This window comes from Curtobacterium sp. MCLR17_045, from assembly GCF_003234405.1.
Lineage (GTDB): Bacteria > Actinomycetota > Actinomycetes > Actinomycetales > Microbacteriaceae > Curtobacterium > Curtobacterium flaccumfaciens.
Window position 1 is genome coordinate 1 of sequence record NZ_QKTB01000044.1, and the last position, 19,347, is coordinate 19,347.

A 19,347-nucleotide genomic window follows, 5' to 3' on the forward strand; every position below is an offset into this window, starting at 1 on the left:
GTCCCGCCCCACGCCCAGGGCCCGGCGCACCCCGCCAGCGGGCGCACGACGCAGGAGCGACTGGCCCGCCGCCACCGGTGGCAGGGCCTCGCCCTCGTCGCCGCCCCCGTGCTGGTCGTCGTCCTGTTCGTCGGCGTCCCGGTGGTGAACGCCGCGCTGTTCAGCCTCGGGTTCACCGGCGGCCTGAACCAGGCGCTCGCCGACATCGGTGGCGACACCGTGCGCGGCTTCTCGTTCGCGGTCTACGCGACCCTGCTCGGCAACGCCACGTTCCTGCGCGACCTGGTCGCGACGCTCGGGGTGACTGCACTGTCGACCGGCCTGACGGTGGGGCTCGCCGTCGTCGTCGCGGTGATCCTGCGGCTCCGCGGAGGCTTCCTCGGCAAGACCCTCAGCGTCCTGGCCGTGGTGCCGATCTTCGTGCCGGTGGTCATCGCGAGCTGGTCGATCCTGACCTTCACCGACGCGCAGGGGTTCCTCCGGAGCCTCGGTGCGCAGTTCGGCCTCGACGTCCCGGTGTGGGGCTACACCCTCGTCGCCGTGGTGTTCGGCAGCGTCTGGACCAGCCTGCCGTTCGCGGTGCTCATGATCGCCGGGGCGCTGCAGGGCACACCGGACGCCCTGGTCGAGGCCGCGAAGGACGCCGGGGCGAGCACCTGGCGCGTCGTCTGGCAGGTGCTCCTGCCGATGGCCGCGACCCCGCTCGTCATCGCGACGACGTTCACCGTGATCGGGGTGCTCGGTTCGTTCACCGTGCCGTACTTCACCGGTCCGAACGCGCCGACGATGCTCGGCGTCGACATCTCGAAGTACTTCCAGGCCTACAACCGTCCGCAGCAGTCGACGGCGATGGCGTTCATCGTGTTCGCGTTCGCCGCGGCCGCGAGCGTCTTCTACCTCCGCTCGACGGTCCGCTCGAACGCGGGCGAACTCGACGAGAAGCGTCAGGAGCAGCAGTGATCAAGCGTCTGACCGGCAACGCCCTCGTCTGGGCGACCGCGATCGTGCTGGCCGTGTTCATCCTCGGGCCGCTCGTCTGGCTGGCCGCCCGGGCCTTCGCCACGACGTGGACCTACCCGAACCTGCTGCCCGACGGCTGGACCCTGCAGTGGTGGGGCACCGTGTTCGAGGACCGCAGCCTGGCCGTCGCGGTGCAGAACTCGCTCGTCCTCGCCCCGCTCACGGTCCTCATCGCCGCGGTGGTCTGCCTGCCCGCCGCGTGGGCGATCAGCCGCATCGAGTTCCCGGGGCGGCGCCTCGTGCTCGTCGGGCTGTTCGCCACGAACGCGTTCCCGAAGATGGGCCTCTTCGTCACGATGTCGGCGATGTTCACCGCGCTGAACCTCATGAACACGGTCACCGGCATCCTGATCGTGCACGTCCTGGGCTGCGTCGTGTTCATGACGTGGCTGCCCGCCGCAGCGTTCTCGGCCGTGCCGCGGTCCCTCGAGGAAGCCGCCCGCGACGCCGGGGCCAGCCGCTGGCGCACCTTCTGGAAGGTGACGTTCCCGATCGCCTGGCCCGGGATCCTCGTCGCGATGGTGATGTCGTTCCTGGCGTCCTTCGACGAGGCGCAGGGCACGTACCTGGTCGGCGCCCCGACGTACATGACGATGCCGACGGCGATGTACTCGCTCGTCCTGAACTCCCCGCGCCAGGTCTCGGCGGTGTTCGCGATCGCGCTGAGCATCCCGTCCGTGGTCCTGCTGCTGCTCGCCCGGAAGCACATCATGGGCGGCCGACTGGCGGACGGCTTCCAGATCCGATGACCCGGCCGCGACCGACCGGGCCGACACCCGGACAGACACCGATGACCCACACCAGCATGAAAGGCGACCAGATGACGGACGCAACGCTCGTCGCGGAACGCGCACCGGGCCTCCAGGCCGACGGCAGCACGACGGACCGGACCCGATCCGGCGGCCTCACCATCCGCGGACTGCGCAAGACGCTCGGCGGGCGCGACGTCGTCGCCGGCATCGACCTCGACGTCGCGAAGGGCGAGCTCGTCTCGCTCCTGGGGCCGTCCGGCTGCGGCAAGACCACGACGCTCCGGATGGTGGCGGGGTTCCTGCCCGCCGACGGCGGCGTCGTGACCATGGGGGACCGCGACGTCACGTCGCTCGGTCCGGAGCGCCGGCCGAGCGCGATGGTGTTCCAGAACTACGCGCTCTGGCCGCACATGACGGTGACGCAGAACGTCGCGTTCCCGCTGCGGACCCGACGGGTGCCGAAGGCGCGGGTCGCCGAGCGGGTGCGCGACGCGCTCGAGCTCGTCGGCCTGAGCCACCACGCCGGCTCGAAGCCGACCGCGATCTCGGGCGGTGAGCAGCAGCGCGTGGCCCTGGCCCGCGCCATCGTGCAGGAGCCGGACGTCCTGCTCCTCGACGAGCCGCTGTCGAACCTCGACGCGAAGCTCCGCGTGAGCGTCCGCGACGAGATCCGCCGCATCCAGCAGCGCCTCGGCATCACGACCGTGATCGTCACGCACGACCAGGACGAAGCGCTCAGCATCTCCGACCGGATCGCCGTGATGCACGACGGCCGCATCGAGCAGATCGCGACCCCGACCGAGCTCTACGCCCGCCCCGCCACGAGCTTCGTCGCGTCGTTCATCGGGTCGACGAGCGTCGTCACCGGCCGGTTCCTCGCCGGCACCTCGGTCAGCCCGACGGCGGCCGACACGGTGGTGATCCGCCCCGAGCAGGTCGTGCTCACCGAGGACTCGCCGATCCGCGCGACGGTCGCGCGGGTGCTCATGCGGGGGCACTTCGCCGAGGTCGTGCTCAGCACCGACGGCGCGGAGCTCCGCGCCTACGTCACCGGGCCACCGCCGGCGGTCGGCACCGAGACCGGGGTGCGCCTGGGCGAGGTGCTCGTCCACCGCGACGGCGTGCTGCTCGAGGTCGCCCGATGAGCGCCGGGGTCCCGACGTCGACGGTCTCCGCTGCGGTTGCGGTCGACCGTGTGGTCCCGACCAGTCCGGACGGGAGGGCCGGCGTGCGTCCGCCACGCCTCGTCGCCCACCGCGGTGCGCCGCGCGTCCGGCGTGAGAACACCCTGCCCGCCATCGCGGTCGCGGAGGCGCTCGGCGCCGAGGTGATCGAGGTCGACGTCCGCCGCACCGCCGACGGTGTCGCCGTCCTGCTGCACGACGAGACCCTCGGCCGGATGTGGGGCGACGCCCGCCGGGTGTCCGACGTCGACTGGTGCGACGTCGCCCGGCTCGGCAACGGCCTCGACCGGATCCCGCGGCTCGACGGTGCGCTCGAACGGCTCGACGGCTGCCGGTCCACCCTGCTCGTCGATCTGACCGACGCCGCGGACGCCCTGGTCGCCGCCCGCACCGTCGCGGGCTTCACCGGCTCCACCGCGGTGGCCTGGTGCGGGGCGCCGGCGGCGATGGCGGCCGTCCGCTCCGTGCTGCCCGACGCCGACCTGTGGCTGGCATGGGAGTCGCTCGACCCGCCGGTGTCGGCGGACCTCGAGACGCTCGAACCGTCGACGCTCAACCTCGACGTCGCGTTCCTCACCCCGCGCACGGTCGAGGTCGCGCACGCCCTGGGCCTGCGCGTCGCCGTCTGGACCATCGACGACGTCGAGCCGGCGATCTGGGCGGCCCGGCTCGGTGTCGACTCGATCACCACGAACGACGTCGGGTCCATCGGGGCAGCCCTGTCGGCGGCCGAGCGCGACGGCTGGCCCGAGCGGGACCGCGAGCCCACCGAGACCGAGGTCGCCTCGCGCGCCCAGGCCCTGGCCCACCGCATCGCCCACGAGGTCATCGCCTACACGCGTGAGCACCCGGTCAGCGAGGTCCACGCCAAGGCGAACCCCGCCGACCTGGTCACCGACGTCGACCGCCTGGTGGAGCAGCACGTCCGCTCCCGCGTGCGCATGGTGTTCCCGACGCACGGGTTCACCGGTGAGGAGTACGGCGAGGCCCCCGGCGACCGGCACCGCTGGTTCCTCGACCCCGTCGACGGCACCACCAACCTGGCCAACGGCGTGCCGTGGACCTCGATGTCGCTCTGCCTGACCCGCGGCGGCCGTCCGCTCGTCGGCGTCGTCGCGGACCCCTGGCGCGGCGAGGTGCTCGAGGCCCGACGTGGCCGCGGCGCCACCCTGCGCGACCGCCAGCTCCGGCTCGACGACACACCCCGTCCGCTCGCCGGTGCCGTCGTCGGCACCGAGCTCGACGGGCACCGCCCGTGGCCGGGGTTCGGGGCGTTCCTCGACGCCCTGGCCGACCGGTCGTGCACGCTCCGGGTGCAGGGATCGGGCACGTTGACGATCGCCCAGGTCGCGGCCGGGCGGGGCATCGGCGGCTGCGTCTCGGCGTTCAACCCGGTCGATCACGGCGCCGCGGTGCTGCTCGTGCACGAGGCCGGGGGCGTCGTGCTGACGCGGTCCGGCCCCGTCGAGGGCTTCCCGCCCGTGGGGGAGCCGTTCCTCGTGGCGCACCCGGGGGCCGCGGACGAACTGCACGCGGTGTGGACGGCGGCGCTCGCCGCGGGGTGAGCCGCGCGGTGCGGGCCGGAGGCAGGGTGCTGGGTCTGCGATCCGGTGCGGGGTGCGACGCCGCAACCGCGCACGGGGCTGGGAACCGCGCACGGGGTGCGTAGGTGCGCACGGTGCGGGGTCGGCGATGCGGTGCGGAGTTGGCTGCCGGGTGCGGCGCTGCAAGCGTGCACGGGGCTGGGAACCGTGCACGGGGCTGGGAACCGCGCACGGTGCGGACTGGAGGCGCGGTGCCAGCCGGGCACGCGCCTCCCGGCCGGTGGGTGGTGCGCACGGTGCGGGGTTGGCGATCCGGTGCGGGGTTGGCTGCTGGGTGCGGGGTTGGCTGCCGGGTGCGGCGCTGCAAGCGGGCACGGGGTGTGCAGGTGCGCACGGTGCGGACCGGAGGCGCGGTGCCAGGCCGGCACGCGCCTCCCGGCCGGTGGGTGGTGGGCACGGTGCGGGGTCTGCGATGCGGTGCGGGGTTGGCTGCCGGGTGCGGCGCTGCAAGCGTGCACGGGGTGCGCAGGTGGGCACGGTGCGGGCTGGAGGCGCGGTGCCAGCCCGGCACGCGCCTCCCGGCCGGTGGATGGTGCGCACGGTGCGGGGTCGGCGACCCGGTGCGGGGTTGGCTGCTGGGTGCGGTGCTGCAAGCGCGCACGGGGCTGGGAACCGTGCACGGGGTGTGCGGGTGCGCACGGTGCGGACTGGAGGCACGGTGCCAGCCCGGCATGCGCCTCCCGGCCGACTCTGAGCGGGCGCTCAGTCAGTCGACGCCGGGGGTTCGTAGTGTTGCAGTCCACGACGGGTCCGACCGGGCCCACCGTGCACCCGAAGGAGCATCGACCATGGGATTCCTCGACCGCCTGCTCGGACGTCCGGAGCGTGACCGATCCGCTGACGCACAGCAGAACCAGTGGGGGCAGCCGCCGCAGCAGCAGGGCTACCGGTACGGCCAGCAGTCCTACCAGCAGCCGGCACCGTCCGCACCGCAGGGCGCAGGCGACCAGTACGGCGTCCCGCAGTGGGGCGGTGCACCGACGCAGCAGCAGGGTGCGACGACCGACGACGAGCGCGCGGTGGAGCGCTACCGCTACCTGCTCCGCACGGCACCGCCGGAGCGCATCGAGGAGGTCCACGCTGAGGCCTTCGCCAAGCTGACCGACGAGCAGCGCCGCATGGTCTACGACGAGTTCACCCGGACCGCGCCTCCCGGTGAGGCACCCCGTGGCGACGACCCGCGCTCGCTCGCCCAGTCGGCGACCCGCTCCGAGATCCGCCAGCCGGGCTTCATGGAGCGCTCGCTCGGCGGCGTCGGCGGTGGCGGCGGACGCTTCGGCGGCCAGCGCGGCGGTCCGTCGTTCGGCAGCATGATCGGTGCGTCGATCCTCGGGACGGTGGCCGGCTACGTCATCGGTTCGGCGATCATGAGCGCGTTCCTGCCGGACCCCGGTTCGTTCGATGGCGGTACCGACGCTGCGGGTGACGGTGGTTCGGAGGACACTGGTGCTGAATCCGGCGATGCCGGGGCGTCCGACGGCGGCGCATCCGACGGCGGCGGCTTCGACAATGCGGGCTGGGGCGACAGCGGATCCGACTTCGGCGGTGGCTTCAGCGACTTCGGTGGTGGTGACTTCGACGTCTGAGTGACGTCCGTCGCTCCACCGGACCCCCGGGTACCCACCGTGTCCGACGAAGGAGCGACATGGCCATCATCGAAGCCTCCGGGCTGACCAAGACCTACAAGTCGAAGTCCGGGCCGGTGCACGCGCTGGCCGGACTCGACCTGTCGGTGCCGCAGGGCACCGTGAAGGCGCTGCTCGGGCCGAACGGCGCGGGCAAGACCACGGTGGTGAAGGTGCTGACCACCCTCATCACGCCCGACTCGGGCACCGCGACGATCGACGGCATCGACGTGATCGCCGACCCGCAGGCCACCCGGCGGTCGATCGGGGTGTCCGGGCAGTACGCGGCGGTGGACGAGAACCTGACCGGGTTCGAGAACCTCGAGATGATCGGGCGGCTCTACCACCTGGGTCGCCGGACAGCGCGCGATCGTGCCCGGGAGCTCATCGACGTCTTCGACCTGTCCGAGGCGGGGGACCGTCCGGTGAAGGGCTTCTCCGGCGGCATGCGGCGACGCATCGACCTCGCCGGGGCGCTGGTGATGAACCCGCGCGTGCTGTTCCTCGACGAGCCGACGACGGGCCTCGACCCCCGGAGCCGTCTGGCGCTCTGGGGCATCATCGAGGACCTCGTGGCCGAGGGGGCGACGGTGCTCCTCACCACCCAGTACCTGGAAGAAGCCGATCGGCTCGCCGACGACATCGCGGTCATCGACGACGGGGCCGTCATCGCCGAGGGCACCGCGGACCAGCTCAAGGCGCAGGTCGGCGGGCACCGCGTGGTCGTGACCCTGGTCGACGAGGCCGACGGCGACGCGGCGACCACGGTGCTGCGCCGCTACGGGGTCGGCGAGGTCGAGACCTCGGGCGACGGCCGCACCCGTGCCATCGCGGTGGAGGCCGGTCCGGCCGCCCTGCAGCGCGTGCTCGCCGACCTGGGCGAGGCCGGCATCGAACTCCACGACGCCGGCATGCGGCGCCCGACCCTCGACGACGTCTTCCTCCGCCTGACCGGGCACGCCGCGACGGACGACGACGCCGGCGCACCCGCGGCCACCAAGCAGAAGGAGACGGCACGATGACCACCACGTCCCTCGCGCCGGGCCGCCAGCTGCCCGTGGTCGTCACCTCGCCGCTCGCCGTCTGGGTCGAGGACGGCTGGACCGTCACCAAGCGGAACCTCATCAAGCTCAAGCGGTCGCCGGACATGCTCGTGTTCGCCGTGCTGCAGCCGATCATGTTCGTGCTGCTGTTCAGCCAGGTCTACGGCGGTGCCATCCAGGTGCAGGGGACCGACTACACGCAGTTCCTGATGGCGGGGATCTTCGCGCAGACCGTGGTGTTCGGTGCGACATTCTCCGGGTCGGCGATGGCGCAGGACCTGAAGGAGGGGCTGATCGACCGGTTCCGGACGCTGCCGATGTCGGCGTCCGCGGTCCTGGTCGGGCGGACCAACTCCGACCTCGTGCTGAACTCGATCTCGATGGCGATCATGATGCTCACCGGGCTCGCGGTCGGGTGGCGGGTGAACTCGTCGCCGCTCGAGTTCCTGGCCGGCATCGCTCTGCTGCTGCTGTTCAGCTACGCGTTCAGCTGGGTCATGGCGCTGCTCGGCATGAGCGTCAAGACGCCCGAGGTCATCAACAACGCCTCGTTCATGATCCTGTTCCCGCTGACGTTCATCTCGAACGCGTTCGTGCCGAGCGACACCCTGCCGCTGGTGCTGCGCGTGTTCGCGGAGTGGAACCCGGTGTCGTCGCTCGTGCAGGCCGCGCGGGAGCTGTTCGGCAACGTCGGGTCCGCGCCGGTGCCGGACATCTGGACGATGCAGCACCCCGTGCTGACCGTGCTGATCGGGATCGCCGTCATGCTCGTGGTGTTCGTGCCGTGGGCGGTCAACAAGTACACCAGGATCAGCGCGAAGTGACGCCGGCGTGGGCGCTCAGAGCAGCTTGCGCTGCAGCGCCCACGCGGTCAGCTCGTGCCGGTTCGACAGCTGGAGCTTCCGCAGGACCTTGGACACGTGTGTCTCGACGGTCTTCACCGAGATGAACAGCTCCGTCGCGACCTCCTTGTAGGCGTACCCCCGCGCGATGAGCCGCATGACCTCCTGCTCGCGCGCGGACAGGCGGTCCAGCTCGGCGTCGTGCTGCGCCGTCTCGCCGCTGACCGCTCCGAACGCGTCGAGCACGAAGCCGGCCAGGCGCGGCGAGAACACCGCGTCACCGTCCGCCACACGGGCCACGGCCTCGGCGACCTCGGCACTCGACGAGCTCTTCGTGATGTACCCGCGGGCGCCGGCCCGGATGACCCGCACCACGTCGTCGGCGGCGTCCGACACGCTCAACGCGAGGAACCGGGTGTCCGGGTTCTCCGGCGCAGAGCGCGTGATGACCTCGGCACCGCCGCCGCCGGAGCCGCCCGGCAGGTGCACATCGAGCAGGACGACGCGTGGGCGGGTGGCCGCGACGAGCGTCACGGCTTCGTCGACGGTCGCCGCCTCACCCACGACCTGGAGGCCCGGTGGCAGCCCGGCGCGCACGCCGGCTCGGAAGATGGAGTGGTCGTCGACGATCGCGACCGTCAACGGGGCGGGTCCGGTCATGCGTGCTCCTCGTCCTGGGCCGCGGGTGCGAGCGGCAGGGTCAGCCGGACCTCGGTGCCGGTGCGGCCCGGCCCCGGTGCGATGGTCGCGTGGCCGCCGAGGCGCTGCATCCGGCCGACGATCGACTCGCGGACGCCGTACCGGCCCGCGGGCACCGCGTCGACGTCGAAGCCCGGGCCGCGGTCGCGGATGCTGAGCTCGACCCGGTCGCCGGCGGTCTCGGCGTACACGCTCACGGTCCCACCGGCGTGCCGGGCGGCGTTGAGCATCGCCTCGCGGGCGGCGGCGACGAGCCCGTCCGGCAGGTCGCTGCGGGCGGGTCCGACCGCGATGACCTCGATGCGGGCGGGGTACTCGGCCTCGATGTCCACGGCCGCGTCCCGCAGCTGCGTGCCGAGGTCGCGCGCCGGTTCCGCCCGCTCGGTGAAGAGCCAGGACCGCAGCTCGCGCTCCTGCGCCCGCGCCAACCGCGCCGCGTCCGAACCCGGCTCGGCCTTCTGCTGGATGAGGGCGAGGGTCTGCAGCACCGAGTCGTGCAGGTGCGCCGCGAACTCGGCCCGCTCGAGGTCGCGGACGCGGGCGGCGCGTTCCTCGGCGAGGTCGCGGACGAGTCGGACCACCCACGGGGCGACCACGACGGCGACCCCGACCAGGACGGCGACCGCGGCGGTGAGCACGGTCCAGACGTTGGGGCGGCTGCTCGTCGTGAAGAACAGCAGGATGCCGAGCACGACGAGCACCAGGGCCCCGAGCGCTCGGACGACCAGGGCGGAGGACCCGGCGGTGCGGACGTTGCGGAGCGCGTCGAACTGCCGCCAGGCGAGTGCGGTGCCGGTGACGACCACGACGCCGGGCACGACGACCTCGAGGGGGACCGCCGCGCCCATCCGTGCCGCGACTACGGCGCCGGCGGCCGCGAGCAGGGCCACGCCGAGCAGGATCTCGACGACCGGGGCGCGGCGGGCAGACGTGGTGGGCTCGTCCTGGTCGACGTCGGTGGCAGGGGTCAGCACGGACTTGAGCGGTGCGCTTCCGGCGGTTGCGCCGGCGGCTGCGCTCGGCACGGTCGCCCAGAGCCAGGCGTAGAGCAGCAGCCCGGCGCCGCCGCAGACCACCAGGACCGCGGTGGCGAGCCGGACGGCCCCGACCGGCAGCCCGGTGTGCGCCGCGAACCCGCTGCAGACCCCGCCGACGACCCTGGGGGTCGGGCGCGTCATCGTCGCGGTGGCCATGGGGCAATCCTGGCACCCGGACGGCGGTCCCTGCAGGGTCCGGGGCCGGGATCAGGGACCGGTCAGGGGGAACCCCGATGGTGTCGGCGCAGCACTGCCGGGATGCTGGTGGCCATGACCGATCACCAGCACGACTCCGCTCCCGGCACCGCCGCCGGCAGCGCCGACTCGACGACCCGGTTCTTCGACTGGGTCCGTGGCCTCGGCATCGCGCGCACCGACGACCGCTGGCTCGCCGGCGTGTGCGGTGCCGTCGCCCGCCGCACCGGGCTCGACCCGCTCGTGGTCCGCGGCGTGACGATCGTCGTCGCGCTGCTGGGCGGGCCGGTCTTCCTCGCCTACGCCGTCGGCTGGGCACTGCTGCCCGACGCCGCCGGACGCATCCACGTCGAACGGATGATCCGCGGGGTCCTCGACCCGGCGCTCATCGCGATCGGCGCGCTCGTGGCACTGACCTTCGTGCCCGCGGCCCGGGGCCTCTGGTGGCAGGGGGTCCCGGACGCCTGGGGGATGCCCGGATGGCTCGAGGCGACCCTGGCCACCGCGTGGAGCATCGTGCTCGTCGGCGGGATCGTGTGGCTCATCGTGGTCCTGGCCCGACGCGGGGTGGACGGTGATCGGTCAGCGAGCACTGGCACTGGCACTGGCACTGGCACCGGCACCGGCACCGGCACCGACCCGACCGCTGCACCGCGGGGCGACTTCTGGACCAGCCCCGAGGAGCCGCGCCCGGCCCGGAACGCGTGGACCGCGGAGGCGACCGGTGCGACGGACGCGGGTCGGGCCTCCTGGCAGTGGGGTGCACCGGTGAGCCCCGAGGACCGGCGACGGCAGCAGGAGGAGCGGCTGCGCGCGGAACGGGAGCGGGCGGCCGAACGGCGGGCCGAGCGGGTGGAGCGGCGCCCCGGGGCGGCGTACGTCGCCGTGTCCCTCGGACTCGCGCTCGTCGCCGGAGCCGGGGTCGCGTTCTGGGCGCAGCAGGCCGGGTGGTCCGTCCCGGTCCTCGGGATCGCCGCGGCGCTCGCGGTGCTGGCGATCGCCACGATCGTCGCGGGGATCCGCGGCCGTGACGACGACGTGCTCGGATTGTTCTCGACTGTCGCAGCGGTGGCCCTGGTGGTCACCGGGGTCCTGCCCGCCGGCACCCGGGTCTCGCTGATCGGCGGCACCACGTGGCAGGTGGAACGGGCCGCCCCGGGGACCGAACGGGACTTCGCGATGCTGGCGGGCGGTCCCACGCTGGACCTCCGCGGACTCGAGCCGTCGGCGGTCGGGGGCGACGTGAGCCTCTGGCTGGGTGCCGGCGGGGCCGAGGTGCTGCTGCCGACCGACCTGCCGGTTCGGGTCGAGGTGAGCGGTGTCGGCTACGGGGTCGACACCGGCGGGGGCGACGACGACGGCACCGGTGGGGTCCTCCGGACCACCACGCTCGAGAACCGTGCGGCGCGCACGGCCGATGCGGACGAGACGACGACGGTGCACCTGTGGATCCTCGGCGGTGGCGTCGAGGTGCCGCGGGCGATCACGGTCGGCGAGTGAGGAACGGGACGATGACGAACGACGGAACGACCAACGACGAGACGACTGCGCCGATGGCTCCACCGGCGGCTCCCGACGGGCCCGTCCGGCGGCCCGCACGCCGTGGCGCACGCTTCGGCACGATCCTGTGGGGTGTCCTGATGCTCGTGTTCGCCGGGGCGATGGCCGTGAGTGCGCTGCCGATGTTCTCAGTGGACACCACGACCCTGCTGCTCGCCGCCTGCATCGCCGCCGGTGTGCTGCTGGTCGTGGCGGGGATCGTGGCGACGCTGTCCCGCACACGGCGGTAGTGGGAGCGCCCCGTCCACAGGACCGTCCGGGTGTGCACGGGGGTCACCCGGACGGCTTAGCATCATCCACGTGACCGCGACAGACGCCGAGCGGGCCGCCCAGCGCGACGCCACCGAGCAGCCCCTCGACCGCAGCACCCGCCTGCGCCGGTGGATGCTGCACGGGGCCGACCAGGGAGCCTCCCACCAGGGCCCGCACCAGGTCGAGGTCGAGAAGACTCACCCGTGGTGGCGGGTCATGTGCCTGACCGGCGTCGACTACTTCTCCACCCTCGGGTACCAGCCCGCCATCGCTGCGCTCGCCGCGGGGCTGCTGTCGCCGATCGCGACGATCGTCCTCGTGCTCGTCACGCTGTTCGGGGCGCTGCCGGTCTACCGCCGGATCGCCCACGACAGCTTCCGGGGCGCCGGGTCGATCATGATGCTCGAGAAGCTCCTGCCGTGGTGGGCGGGCAAGCTGCTCGTGCTGGTGCTGCTCGGGTTCGCCGTTACGGACTTCATGATCACGATGACCCTGTCGGCGGCCGACGCCACGGCGCACATCGCCGAGAACCCCTACACGCCGCACTGGTTCACCGAGATCCCGGTGCCGCTCACCCTGGCGCTGCTGCTCCTGCTCGGCATCGTGTTCCTGCGCGGGTTCAAGGAGGCCATCGGCATCGCGGTCGGCCTCGTCGCGGTGTTCCTCGCCCTGAACGCCGTCGTCATCATCGTCGCCCTCTGGCACGTGTTCGAGAACCCGATGGTGGCGAGCGACTGGTGGTCCGGGCTGACGGCACAGCACAGCAACCCGCTCGTGATGGTCGGCATCGCCCTGATCGTGTTCCCGAAGCTCGCGCTCGGGCTCTCCGGGTTCGAGACCGGTGTCGCGGTGATGCCACAGGTCCGCGGCGACGCCACCGACGACACCAGCGACCGACCCGAGGGCCGGATCCGCGGCACCAAGCGCCTGCTGACCGTCGCGGCGCTCATCATGAGCTCGTTCCTCATCACGTCGTCGATCGTGACGACGTTCCTCATCCCGCAGCGCGAGTTCCAGCCGGGCGGCGGTGCGAACGGGCGCGCCCTGGCGTACCTGGCGCACGAGTACATGGGCGGCGTGTTCGGGTCGATCTACGACTTCTCGACCGTCGCCATCCTGTGGTTCGCCGGCGCGAGTGCGATGGCGGGGCTCCTCAACCTGGTGCCGCGGTTCCTGCCGCGCTACGGCATGGCACCGCAGTGGGCTCGTGCGGTGCGTCCCCTCGTGATCATCTTCACGCTCATCGCGTTCGTCATCACGATCATCTTCCAGGCCGACGTCGACGCCCAGGGCGGCGCCTACGCCACCGGGGTGCTCGTGCTCATCACGAGCGCCGCGGTCGCGGTGACGCTGTCCGCGCGCCGCAAGCAGCAGCGCAAGCGCACCATCGCGTTCGGCGTGATCTCGGTCGTGTTCGTCTACACCACCGTCGCCAACGTCATCGAGCGGCCCGACGGCGTGCGGATCGCGGCGATCTTCATCATCGCGATCGTCGTGGTGTCGCTCATCTCGCGCGTGCGGCGTTCGTTCGAGCTCCGGGCATCGTCGATCGAGCTCGACGCGACCGCCCGCCAGTTCGTCGAGGCCGACGCCGACCAGTTCAGCTCCGTCTGCATCATCGCGAACGAACCCGGCGCCGGCACGGCCGAGGCGTACCGGGCGAAGGGGCGCGAGGAACGCCGCGACTCCGGCATCCCGGCCCGCGTGCCGACGATGTTCCTCGAGGTCCTGCCCGCCGACTCCTCCGACTTCGAAGAGGACCTGGTGGTCGAAGGCCACGTCATCCACGGGTTCCGCGTGCTCAAGGTCCGTTCCGGGAACGTCCCGAACACCATCGCGTCGACGCTCCTCGCCATCCGCGACCTCGCCGGGGTGGTGCCGAGCATCTACTTCGAGTGGAACGAGGGCAGCCCCATCCGCAACGCCCTGCGCTTCGTGTTCACCGGTGCCGGCGACGTCGCCCCCGTCACGCGCGAGGTCCTGCGCGAAGCGGAACCCGAAGTGAACCGACGGCCGAGCGTCCACGTCTCGTGAGCCACGGACCGGGCGCGGGGCGTGCCTCCAGGCCCGTCGGCGGCCTGGCGGCGATCGCGGTCGCCGCGGCGGTCTGGGGCACCACCGGGACCGCGACGCACTTCGCGCCCGGTGTGCCGGCGTTCGTGTTCGGTGCGGTCACCTTCGGGCTCGGCGGCCTCGTGCTCGCCGCGACCGCTGGTCGGGGCACGCTGCGTGCCGTCGCCCAGCGCCGGACCCGCGGCTGGGCACTGCTCGGCGCCGCGTCGCTCGTGGTCTACGCGGTCGCGTTCTACGCGGCCCTCGCCGACGCCGGGGTCGCGCTCGGCACGACCCTGGCCATCGGCTCGTCGCCCGTCTTCGCCGGCCTGGTCGAGTGGGTCGCCGACCGGAGGCGCGTCACCCGGCGGTGGGTCGTCGCCACCCTGGTGAGCGTGGTCGGCATGGTCATCGTCACCCTCGCGCGCTCCGAGCACGACGGTGGCGGGCGCTCACTCGCGGTCGGCGTCGGCAGCGCCCTGGTCGCCGGTCTGACGTACGCGCTGTACTCGTGGGCGGTGGCGCGGGGGATGCACGCCGCGACGAGCCGGATGCCGATCGCCGTCGGTCGCGCGGAGTCCGACAGCATGCCGGTCGGCGGGGACGTCGGGGTCGCGGCCGCACGGGCCGCCCGCGGGCCGAACGAACGCGGGCTCGTCGGCGCGGTGTTCGGGGTGGCCGCGGTGCCGCTCGTCGTGCTCGCCGTGGTGGCGGGCGGGCCGTTCCTGACCGACGCCGGCAACTGGCCGGTGTTCCTGTACCTGGCGCTGGTGCCGACGGTGATCGGGCACTCGCTGTACGCGCTCGGCCTCCGGACGGTGACGGCGTCGGTCGCGACGCTGCTGTCGCTGCTCGAGCCCGTCGTGGCCGCGGTGCTGGCGGTGCTCGTGGTGGGGGAGCGCCTGGGCGTCGGCGGATGGGCCGGCATCGTGCTGGTGGTCGCCGGGCTGTCCGTGCTGGCGCTGCCCGCGCGGCGCGCCCGCTGATCAGCGGCGGCGCCCGGCGCCCGCGCGTCAGCCGTCCAGGATCTGGTCCCGCACCTTCCGCCGCAGCACCTTGCCGATCATCGAGCGCGGCAGGTCCTCGACCACGACGACCCGGCGCGGCACCTTGTACGCCGCCAGGTGCTCGCGCGACCAGGCCCGGAGCGCGGCCGCGTCGAAGGTCGAGGGGTCCTTCGGCACGACGGCCGCGACGACCTGCTCGTTGCCGCCCTGCGTGATGCCGACGACCGCGACCTCCTTGACGCTGGGGTGCTTGAGCAGGGTGTCCTCGACCTCGGACGGTGACACGTTGAAGCCGCCGGTGATGATGAGTTCCTTGAGGCGGTCGACGATCCGGACGTACCCGTCGGCGTCGATGGCCACGATGTCACCGGTGCGGAACCAGCCGTCGGGCGTGAAGACCTCGTCGGTGGCCTCGGCCTTGCCCCAGTAGCCACGGAACACCTGCGGGCCACGGACCTGCAGTTCGCCGGGCTCGTCGATGCCGAGCACCTTCGTGTCGTCGTCGGGGTCGACCACGCGCGCCTCGGTGGAGGACAGCGGCAGGCCGATCGACCCGAGTCGACGCTCGGGGGAGACCGGGTTGGCCATCAGGACCGGGGAGCACTCGGACAGGCCGTAGCCCTCGACGAGGTAGCCGTCGGTCCGGGCCTCCCACGGTTCGACGATCTCCTGCGACAGCGGCATGGCACCGGAGATGCCGATCTCGATGCCCTTGAGCGACACCTTCGCCGAGTCGGCCGCGTGCTGCAGCCGCGCGTAGATCGGCGGCACGGCCGGCAGGAACGTCGGCGGGTGGCGCTTGATCGCCGTCAGGACGAGGGCGGGGTCGAACGCGGGGAAGAGCACGAGCCGCGAGGCCATGCTCATCGCGAAGGTCAGGCAGAGCGTCAGTCCGTAGGCGTGGAACATCGGCAGCACCGCGTACACGACGTTGTCGCCGCGGCGGATCTGCGGCACCCACGCCCGGGCCTGCGCGGCGTTCGCCAGCAGGTTCCGGTGGCTCAGCACCGCGCCCTTCGGCGTCCCGGTGGTGCCGGACGTGTACTGGATCAGGGCGACGTCGTCGGTGGCCGGCCGCGGGTGCCGCTTCGACAGCTTGCGGGTGTCGGCGAGGTCGTCCCACTTGACCGTGCCGCGGACCTTCGCCGTCAGCTTCGCGCGGGACTCGCGGGCCTTCGCGACCGGCAGCGACAGGGCGAGCCGGGTGCTCCGGGGCATGGCGCGGGTGATGTCGACCGAGACGATCGCGTCGAGGTGCACGTCGGCCGGGAAGTCCTGCAGCGTCGCGACGGACTTGTCCCACGCGATGGCGACCTTGGCGCCGTGGTCCTCGAACTGGTGGCGGAGTTCCCGCGGCGTGTACAGCGGGTTGTGCTCGACCACGATCGCACCGAGTCGCAGTACCGCGTAGAACGCGACGATGTGCTGCGGGCAGTTCGGCAGGACGATGGCGACGCGGTCACCCGCGCCCACGCCGAGCTTCCGCAGGCCGTTCGCCGCGCGGAGGATCTGCTCCTCGAGGTCGGCGTAGCTCGTGGTGCGCTTGAAGAACTCGAGGGCGACCTGCCTGGGGAACTTCCGGGCCGACTGCTCGACCAGGTCGTACAGGGAACCACTCTGTTCCTCGATGTCGTGCGGGACCCCCGGGGCGTACGAGGCAAGCCAGGGACGAGGCGTGTCGATGCTCACCCGACCCAACCTAGTGGGCCACCCCCGTGCACGCTGGGAGGGCCACTTTGCGCGATGCCACCCCCGCGCCCAGGTCACGGACGGAACATGACGACATGTCCACTGTCTCCGACGTCTTCCGATCCCGCCTCAACCAGACGTTCACGGGTGGTTCGACCGGCACGGAAGCCTGGATGGACGACCTGGAACACGGCACCGACGCGGGCTTCTTCGGTCCGGGCTCCGCCACGTGGGCGGTGCACGGCGGCAGCCACGGCATCGTCGCCGGCGTGCGGGCACTGCTCGTCCAGGCGCTGCACCCCGGCGCGCTCGCCGGCGTCGCCGACCACTCCCGGTACCGCGAGGACCCGTTCGGTCGCCTGGCGGGCACCAGCCGGTGGATCGCCACCGTCACGTACGGCGACCGCCAGACCGCCCGCAGCGGCAGCGACTGGGTGCTCCGGCTGCACGAGCGGGTCCGCGGGCAGTACGTCGACGCGCACGGCACCACCCGCCCCTACGCGGCGAACGACCCCGACCTGGCGCGCTGGGTGCACCTCGCCTTCACGGATGCGTTCCTCCGCGCCGCCCAGCGCTGGGGAGGCCCGATCCCCGGAGGCGCCGACGCCTACGTGCGCGAGTGGGCCGAGGCCGGGCGGCTCATGCGCATCGTCGACCCGCCCGAGTCCGAGGCGGAGCTCCGTGCCCAGATGAACGGGTACCTCGACCGCGGCGAACTCCTGGTCGACTCGCGCACCCGCGATGTCGTCCGGTTCATCAAGGACCCGCCGCTCTCCCGCCTGCTGCGACCCGGCTACCGCGCGGTGTTCCAGGGCGCGGTGTCCACGCTCGACCCGCGGCACCGCTCGCTCCTCGGCCTCCGTGCGCCGATCGTCGGCCCGGTGGAGCTACCGGTGGTCCGCACCACGAAGCTCGTACTCGACGGGATCGGTGCGGTGCTCGACGACCAGACCGGTTCCGAACGAGCCGCGCGGCGGCGCATCGCGCGCCTGCAGCGCGCCGACGGCAGCGCGGTCGCCTGACCACGGCGGTCACCGTGACCACCTGACGGACGGGAGGCACGGTGCCAGCTGGCACCGTGCCTCCCGTCCGCTCGTGGGGGCGTCAGAAACCCGACGGCACCCGGGGCGTGTACGCGGACTCGAGTCGCGTGACCTCGTCGTCGGTGAGCGTCAGCGACGCTGCGGCCACCGCGTCGTCGATGTGGTGCTCCTTCGTCGCTCCGACGATGGGCGCGGAGACCGCGGGCTTGCCGGCGACCCAGGCCAGGGCGACCTGCGCCATCGGGACGCCGCGCTCGGTGGCGACGGCCTCGACCGCGTCGACGATCGCCCGGTTGGCGTCCTCGTCCTGCTTGTAGAGGGTCTTGCCGAACTCGTCGGTCTGCGCGCGCGAGCCCGAACCGGAGGCGTCCCAGGGGCGGGTGACTCGGCCGCGGGCGAGGGGGCTCCACGGGATGACGCCGACGCCGGTGTGCTCGCAGAAGGGGAGCATCTCGCGCTCCTCCTCGCGTTCGAGCAGGTTGTACTGGTCCTGCATGCTCACGAACTTCGTCCAGCCGTGGCGCTCGGCGGTGTGCTGCATCTCGGCGAACTGCCACGCCCACATGCTGCTCGCGCCGATGTAGCGCGCCTTGCCGGCCTTGACGACGTCGTGGAGGGCCTCCATGGTCTCCTCGATCGGCGTCACCGGGTCGAAGCGGTGGATCTGGTACAGGTCGACGTAGTCCGTGCCCAGGCGGGTCAGGGACGCGTCGATCTCGTGCATGATCGCCGCGCGGGACAGCCCGGCGCCGTTCCGGCCGGGCCGCATCCGGTTGAAGACCTTCGTGAAGACCTGGACGTCCTCGCGCGGAGCCAGCTCGGCCAGGAGCGTGCCGGTGATCTCCTCGCTGCTGCCGTCGGAGTAGACGTTCGCGGTGTCGAAGGTCGTGATGCCGGCCTCGAACGCGCGGCGGACGAACGGGCGGGCGTCGTCGATGCCGACGCTCCAGGCGTGCGAGCCGCGGTCCGGGTCGCCGTACGACATCATGCCGAGGACGACGCTGCTGATCTCGAGCCCCGAGTTGCCGAGGCGCTTCGTGTCGGTGGTCATGCCGTCACTCTGGCATCACGGCCTGTGACCGCGAGCAGGCGGACCTGGAGCGGGGAGTCCTCGGTGACGTCGACCGGGGGTGCGTACAGGCCGGTGGCGGCGAGGTCCTCGATCTGCGGCTCGAAGTACTCCCACACGGCGCGGACGAGCTCGTCGGGCAGGGACTCCTCGGTGCCGGTCGCCCGGGCGAGGTCCCACGTGTGGATCGTGATGTCGCTCGTCTGCTCGGTGAGGTACTGCGCGGCGGGGACGACGTCGGTGCTGAGGTGCACGGGGGTGTCCTGCGGGGCGTTCCGCCAGGCGTCGGTCGCCGCGGTGGCGAACCGGTCCCACTCGGCCACCAGGTCGTCGCCGATCGGCTCGAGGTCGGCCTGGGCCTGGGCGTAGTCGCACCCGGTCAGGAGCTTCGGGATCCAGCGCTGCTCGTCGACGACGTGGGCGACGAGGTCGCGGGTGGTCCACTCGGAGTCGGGGGTCGGGGCGTCCCAGTCGGCGACGGCGGCGACGCGGCGGCCGAACTCGGCTGCCGCGAGGGCCTGCATCGCGATCCAGTCGGTGGCCATGGTGGTGCTCCTGTTCGTCGTGCGGGCGTGCTCGTGGTTGGTGCTTCTCGTGCAACTCGGGGTCCGGCGTGCGGATTCCCCTCGGTGCCGTCGCACGTGCCAACGTTACGCGGGGGCGGGGGCCGGGGC

The 19,347-nt window shown here is 72.7% G+C and carries 17 protein-coding genes; 12 read left to right on the forward strand and 5 right to left on the reverse strand.

The genetic code is table 11. The features are described 5' to 3' along the window. From DEJ05_RS17130 to DEJ05_RS17160, 7 genes are all read left to right on the forward strand, one after another. On the forward strand, window positions 1–960 hold a 960-nt coding region (locus DEJ05_RS17130), incomplete at its 5' end, for an ABC transporter permease (RefSeq protein WP_111111209.1). Beyond that, window positions 957–1,769 (forward strand): ABC transporter permease, encoded by an 813-nt coding sequence (locus DEJ05_RS17135; RefSeq protein WP_017886992.1) that lies wholly within the window; start codon window positions 957–959, stop codon window positions 1,767–1,769. The genes DEJ05_RS17130 and DEJ05_RS17135, both read left to right, overlap by 4 nt. Before the next feature lie 71 nt (window positions 1,770–1,840). Beyond that, entirely contained in the window at window positions 1,841–2,917 is a 1,077-nt protein-coding gene (locus DEJ05_RS17140) for an ABC transporter ATP-binding protein (RefSeq protein ID WP_258376183.1), read from the forward strand. A gap of 83 nt (window positions 2,918–3,000) precedes the next feature. Beyond that, window positions 3,001–4,521: an inositol monophosphatase family protein gene (locus DEJ05_RS17145; RefSeq protein WP_181440756.1), complete on the forward strand. Its 1,521-nt coding sequence runs from the start codon at window positions 3,001–3,003 to the stop codon at window positions 4,519–4,521. A gap of 827 nt (window positions 4,522–5,348) precedes the next feature. After that, window positions 5,349–6,146 carry a hypothetical protein gene (locus DEJ05_RS17150; protein WP_071405482.1) on the forward strand — a complete coding sequence of 266 codons (798 nt, stop codon included), beginning with the start codon at window positions 5,349–5,351 and terminating at the stop codon, window positions 6,144–6,146. Window positions 6,147–6,205: 59 nt separating this feature from the next. Further along, window positions 6,206–7,207, forward strand: coding sequence for an ATP-binding cassette domain-containing protein (locus tag DEJ05_RS17155; RefSeq protein WP_111022661.1), 1,002 nt, complete (start codon window positions 6,206–6,208; stop codon window positions 7,205–7,207). Then, a complete protein-coding gene (locus DEJ05_RS17160) occupies window positions 7,204–8,052 on the forward strand; it encodes an ABC transporter permease (protein WP_051596514.1) in 849 nt (282 codons plus the stop codon). The genes DEJ05_RS17155 and DEJ05_RS17160 overlap by 4 nt, the downstream gene beginning before the upstream one ends. Window positions 8,053–8,067: 15 nt before the next feature. Here the strand turns inward: DEJ05_RS17160 and DEJ05_RS17165 are convergent, their stop codons facing one another. Both DEJ05_RS17165 and DEJ05_RS17170 read right to left on the reverse strand, forming a co-directional pair. Further along, window positions 8,068–8,730 carry a response regulator transcription factor gene (locus DEJ05_RS17165; RefSeq protein ID WP_111111215.1) on the reverse strand — a complete coding sequence of 221 codons (663 nt, stop codon included), beginning with the start codon at window positions 8,728–8,730 and terminating at the stop codon, window positions 8,068–8,070. Beyond that, window positions 8,727–9,962 (reverse strand): ATP-binding protein, encoded by a 1,236-nt coding sequence (locus DEJ05_RS17170; RefSeq protein ID WP_111111217.1) that lies wholly within the window; start codon window positions 9,960–9,962, stop codon window positions 8,727–8,729. Before DEJ05_RS17170 ends, DEJ05_RS17165 begins: the two co-directional genes overlap by 4 nt. Before the next feature lie 114 nt (window positions 9,963–10,076). On the opposite strand from DEJ05_RS17170, the gene DEJ05_RS17175 reads away from it, so the two are divergent. The 4 genes from DEJ05_RS17175 to DEJ05_RS17190 all read left to right on the forward strand — a co-directional run bounded on the left by DEJ05_RS17175 (window position 10,077) and on the right by DEJ05_RS17190 (window position 14,851). After that, the gene (locus tag DEJ05_RS17175; protein ID WP_181440757.1) at window positions 10,077–11,501 is read left to right on the forward strand and encodes a PspC domain-containing protein; all 1,425 of its coding nucleotides are present in this window, start codon (window positions 10,077–10,079) and stop codon (window positions 11,499–11,501) included. Between the two features lie 11 nt (window positions 11,502–11,512). Next, window positions 11,513–11,791, forward strand: a complete 279-nt coding sequence (locus tag DEJ05_RS17180) for a hypothetical protein (RefSeq protein WP_111111221.1) — start codon at window positions 11,513–11,515, stop codon at window positions 11,789–11,791. 154 nt (window positions 11,792–11,945) lie between these two features. After that, window positions 11,946–13,847: an amino acid transporter gene (locus tag DEJ05_RS17185; RefSeq protein ID WP_217500037.1), complete on the forward strand. Its 1,902-nt coding sequence runs from the start codon at window positions 11,946–11,948 to the stop codon at window positions 13,845–13,847. Continuing rightward, window positions 13,844–14,851, forward strand: a complete 1,008-nt coding sequence (locus DEJ05_RS17190; RefSeq protein ID WP_111111223.1) for a DMT family transporter — start codon at window positions 13,844–13,846, stop codon at window positions 14,849–14,851. The genes DEJ05_RS17185 and DEJ05_RS17190 overlap by 4 nt, the downstream gene beginning before the upstream one ends. Window positions 14,852–14,878: 27 nt before the next feature. Here the strand turns inward: DEJ05_RS17190 and DEJ05_RS17195 are convergent, their stop codons facing one another. Then, on the reverse strand, window positions 14,879–16,561 hold the full coding sequence (locus DEJ05_RS17195) for a long-chain-fatty-acid--CoA ligase (RefSeq protein WP_111111225.1): 1,683 nt from the start codon (window positions 16,559–16,561) through the stop codon (window positions 14,879–14,881). A gap of 95 nt (window positions 16,562–16,656) precedes the next feature. Between DEJ05_RS17195 and DEJ05_RS17200 the strand changes: the two genes are divergently transcribed. Next, window positions 16,657–17,583 (forward strand): oxygenase MpaB family protein, encoded by a 927-nt coding sequence (locus DEJ05_RS17200; RefSeq protein WP_110864492.1) that lies wholly within the window; start codon window positions 16,657–16,659, stop codon window positions 17,581–17,583. Window positions 17,584–17,665: 82 nt separating this feature from the next. Here the strand turns inward: DEJ05_RS17200 and DEJ05_RS17205 are convergent, their stop codons facing one another. Together DEJ05_RS17205 and DEJ05_RS17210 are read right to left on the reverse strand one after the other, a co-directional pair. Then, a complete protein-coding gene (locus tag DEJ05_RS17205) occupies window positions 17,666–18,655 on the reverse strand; it encodes an aldo/keto reductase (protein ID WP_111092415.1) in 990 nt (329 codons plus the stop codon). Then, a complete protein-coding gene (locus DEJ05_RS17210; protein WP_111111227.1) occupies window positions 18,652–19,218 on the reverse strand; it encodes a TIGR03086 family metal-binding protein in 567 nt (188 codons plus the stop codon). The genes DEJ05_RS17205 and DEJ05_RS17210 overlap by 4 nt, the downstream gene beginning before the upstream one ends. Window positions 19,219–19,347 lie beyond the last annotated feature (129 nt).

Excerpts from the sequence above, each read along its gene's own strand:
- DEJ05_RS17140 (WP_258376183.1), top strand. The coding sequence starts at position 1,841 with ATGACGGACGCAACGCTCGTCGCGGAACGCGCACCGGGCCTCCAGGCC.
- DEJ05_RS17150 (WP_071405482.1), top strand. The coding sequence starts at position 5,349 with ATGGGATTCCTCGACCGCCTGCTCGGACGTCCGGAGCGTGACCGATCC.
- DEJ05_RS17155 (WP_111022661.1), top strand. The coding sequence starts at position 6,206 with ATGGCCATCATCGAAGCCTCCGGGCTGACCAAGACCTACAAGTCGAAG.
- DEJ05_RS17160 (WP_051596514.1), top strand. The coding sequence starts at position 7,204 with ATGACCACCACGTCCCTCGCGCCGGGCCGCCAGCTGCCCGTGGTCGTC.
- DEJ05_RS17165 (WP_111111215.1), bottom strand. The coding sequence starts at position 8,730 with ATGACCGGACCCGCCCCGTTGACGGTCGCGATCGTCGACGACCACTCC.
- DEJ05_RS17170 (WP_111111217.1), bottom strand. The coding sequence starts at position 9,962 with ATGGCCACCGCGACGATGACGCGCCCGACCCCCAGGGTCGTCGGCGGG.
- DEJ05_RS17175 (WP_181440757.1), top strand. The coding sequence starts at position 10,077 with ATGACCGATCACCAGCACGACTCCGCTCCCGGCACCGCCGCCGGCAGC.
- DEJ05_RS17180 (WP_111111221.1), top strand. The coding sequence starts at position 11,513 with ATGACGAACGACGGAACGACCAACGACGAGACGACTGCGCCGATGGCT.
- DEJ05_RS17185 (WP_217500037.1), top strand. The coding sequence starts at position 11,946 with ATGCTGCACGGGGCCGACCAGGGAGCCTCCCACCAGGGCCCGCACCAG.
- DEJ05_RS17200 (WP_110864492.1), top strand. The coding sequence starts at position 16,657 with ATGTCCACTGTCTCCGACGTCTTCCGATCCCGCCTCAACCAGACGTTC.
- DEJ05_RS17205 (WP_111092415.1), bottom strand. The coding sequence starts at position 18,655 with ATGACCACCGACACGAAGCGCCTCGGCAACTCGGGGCTCGAGATCAGC.
- DEJ05_RS17210 (WP_111111227.1), bottom strand. The coding sequence starts at position 19,218 with ATGGCCACCGACTGGATCGCGATGCAGGCCCTCGCGGCAGCCGAGTTC.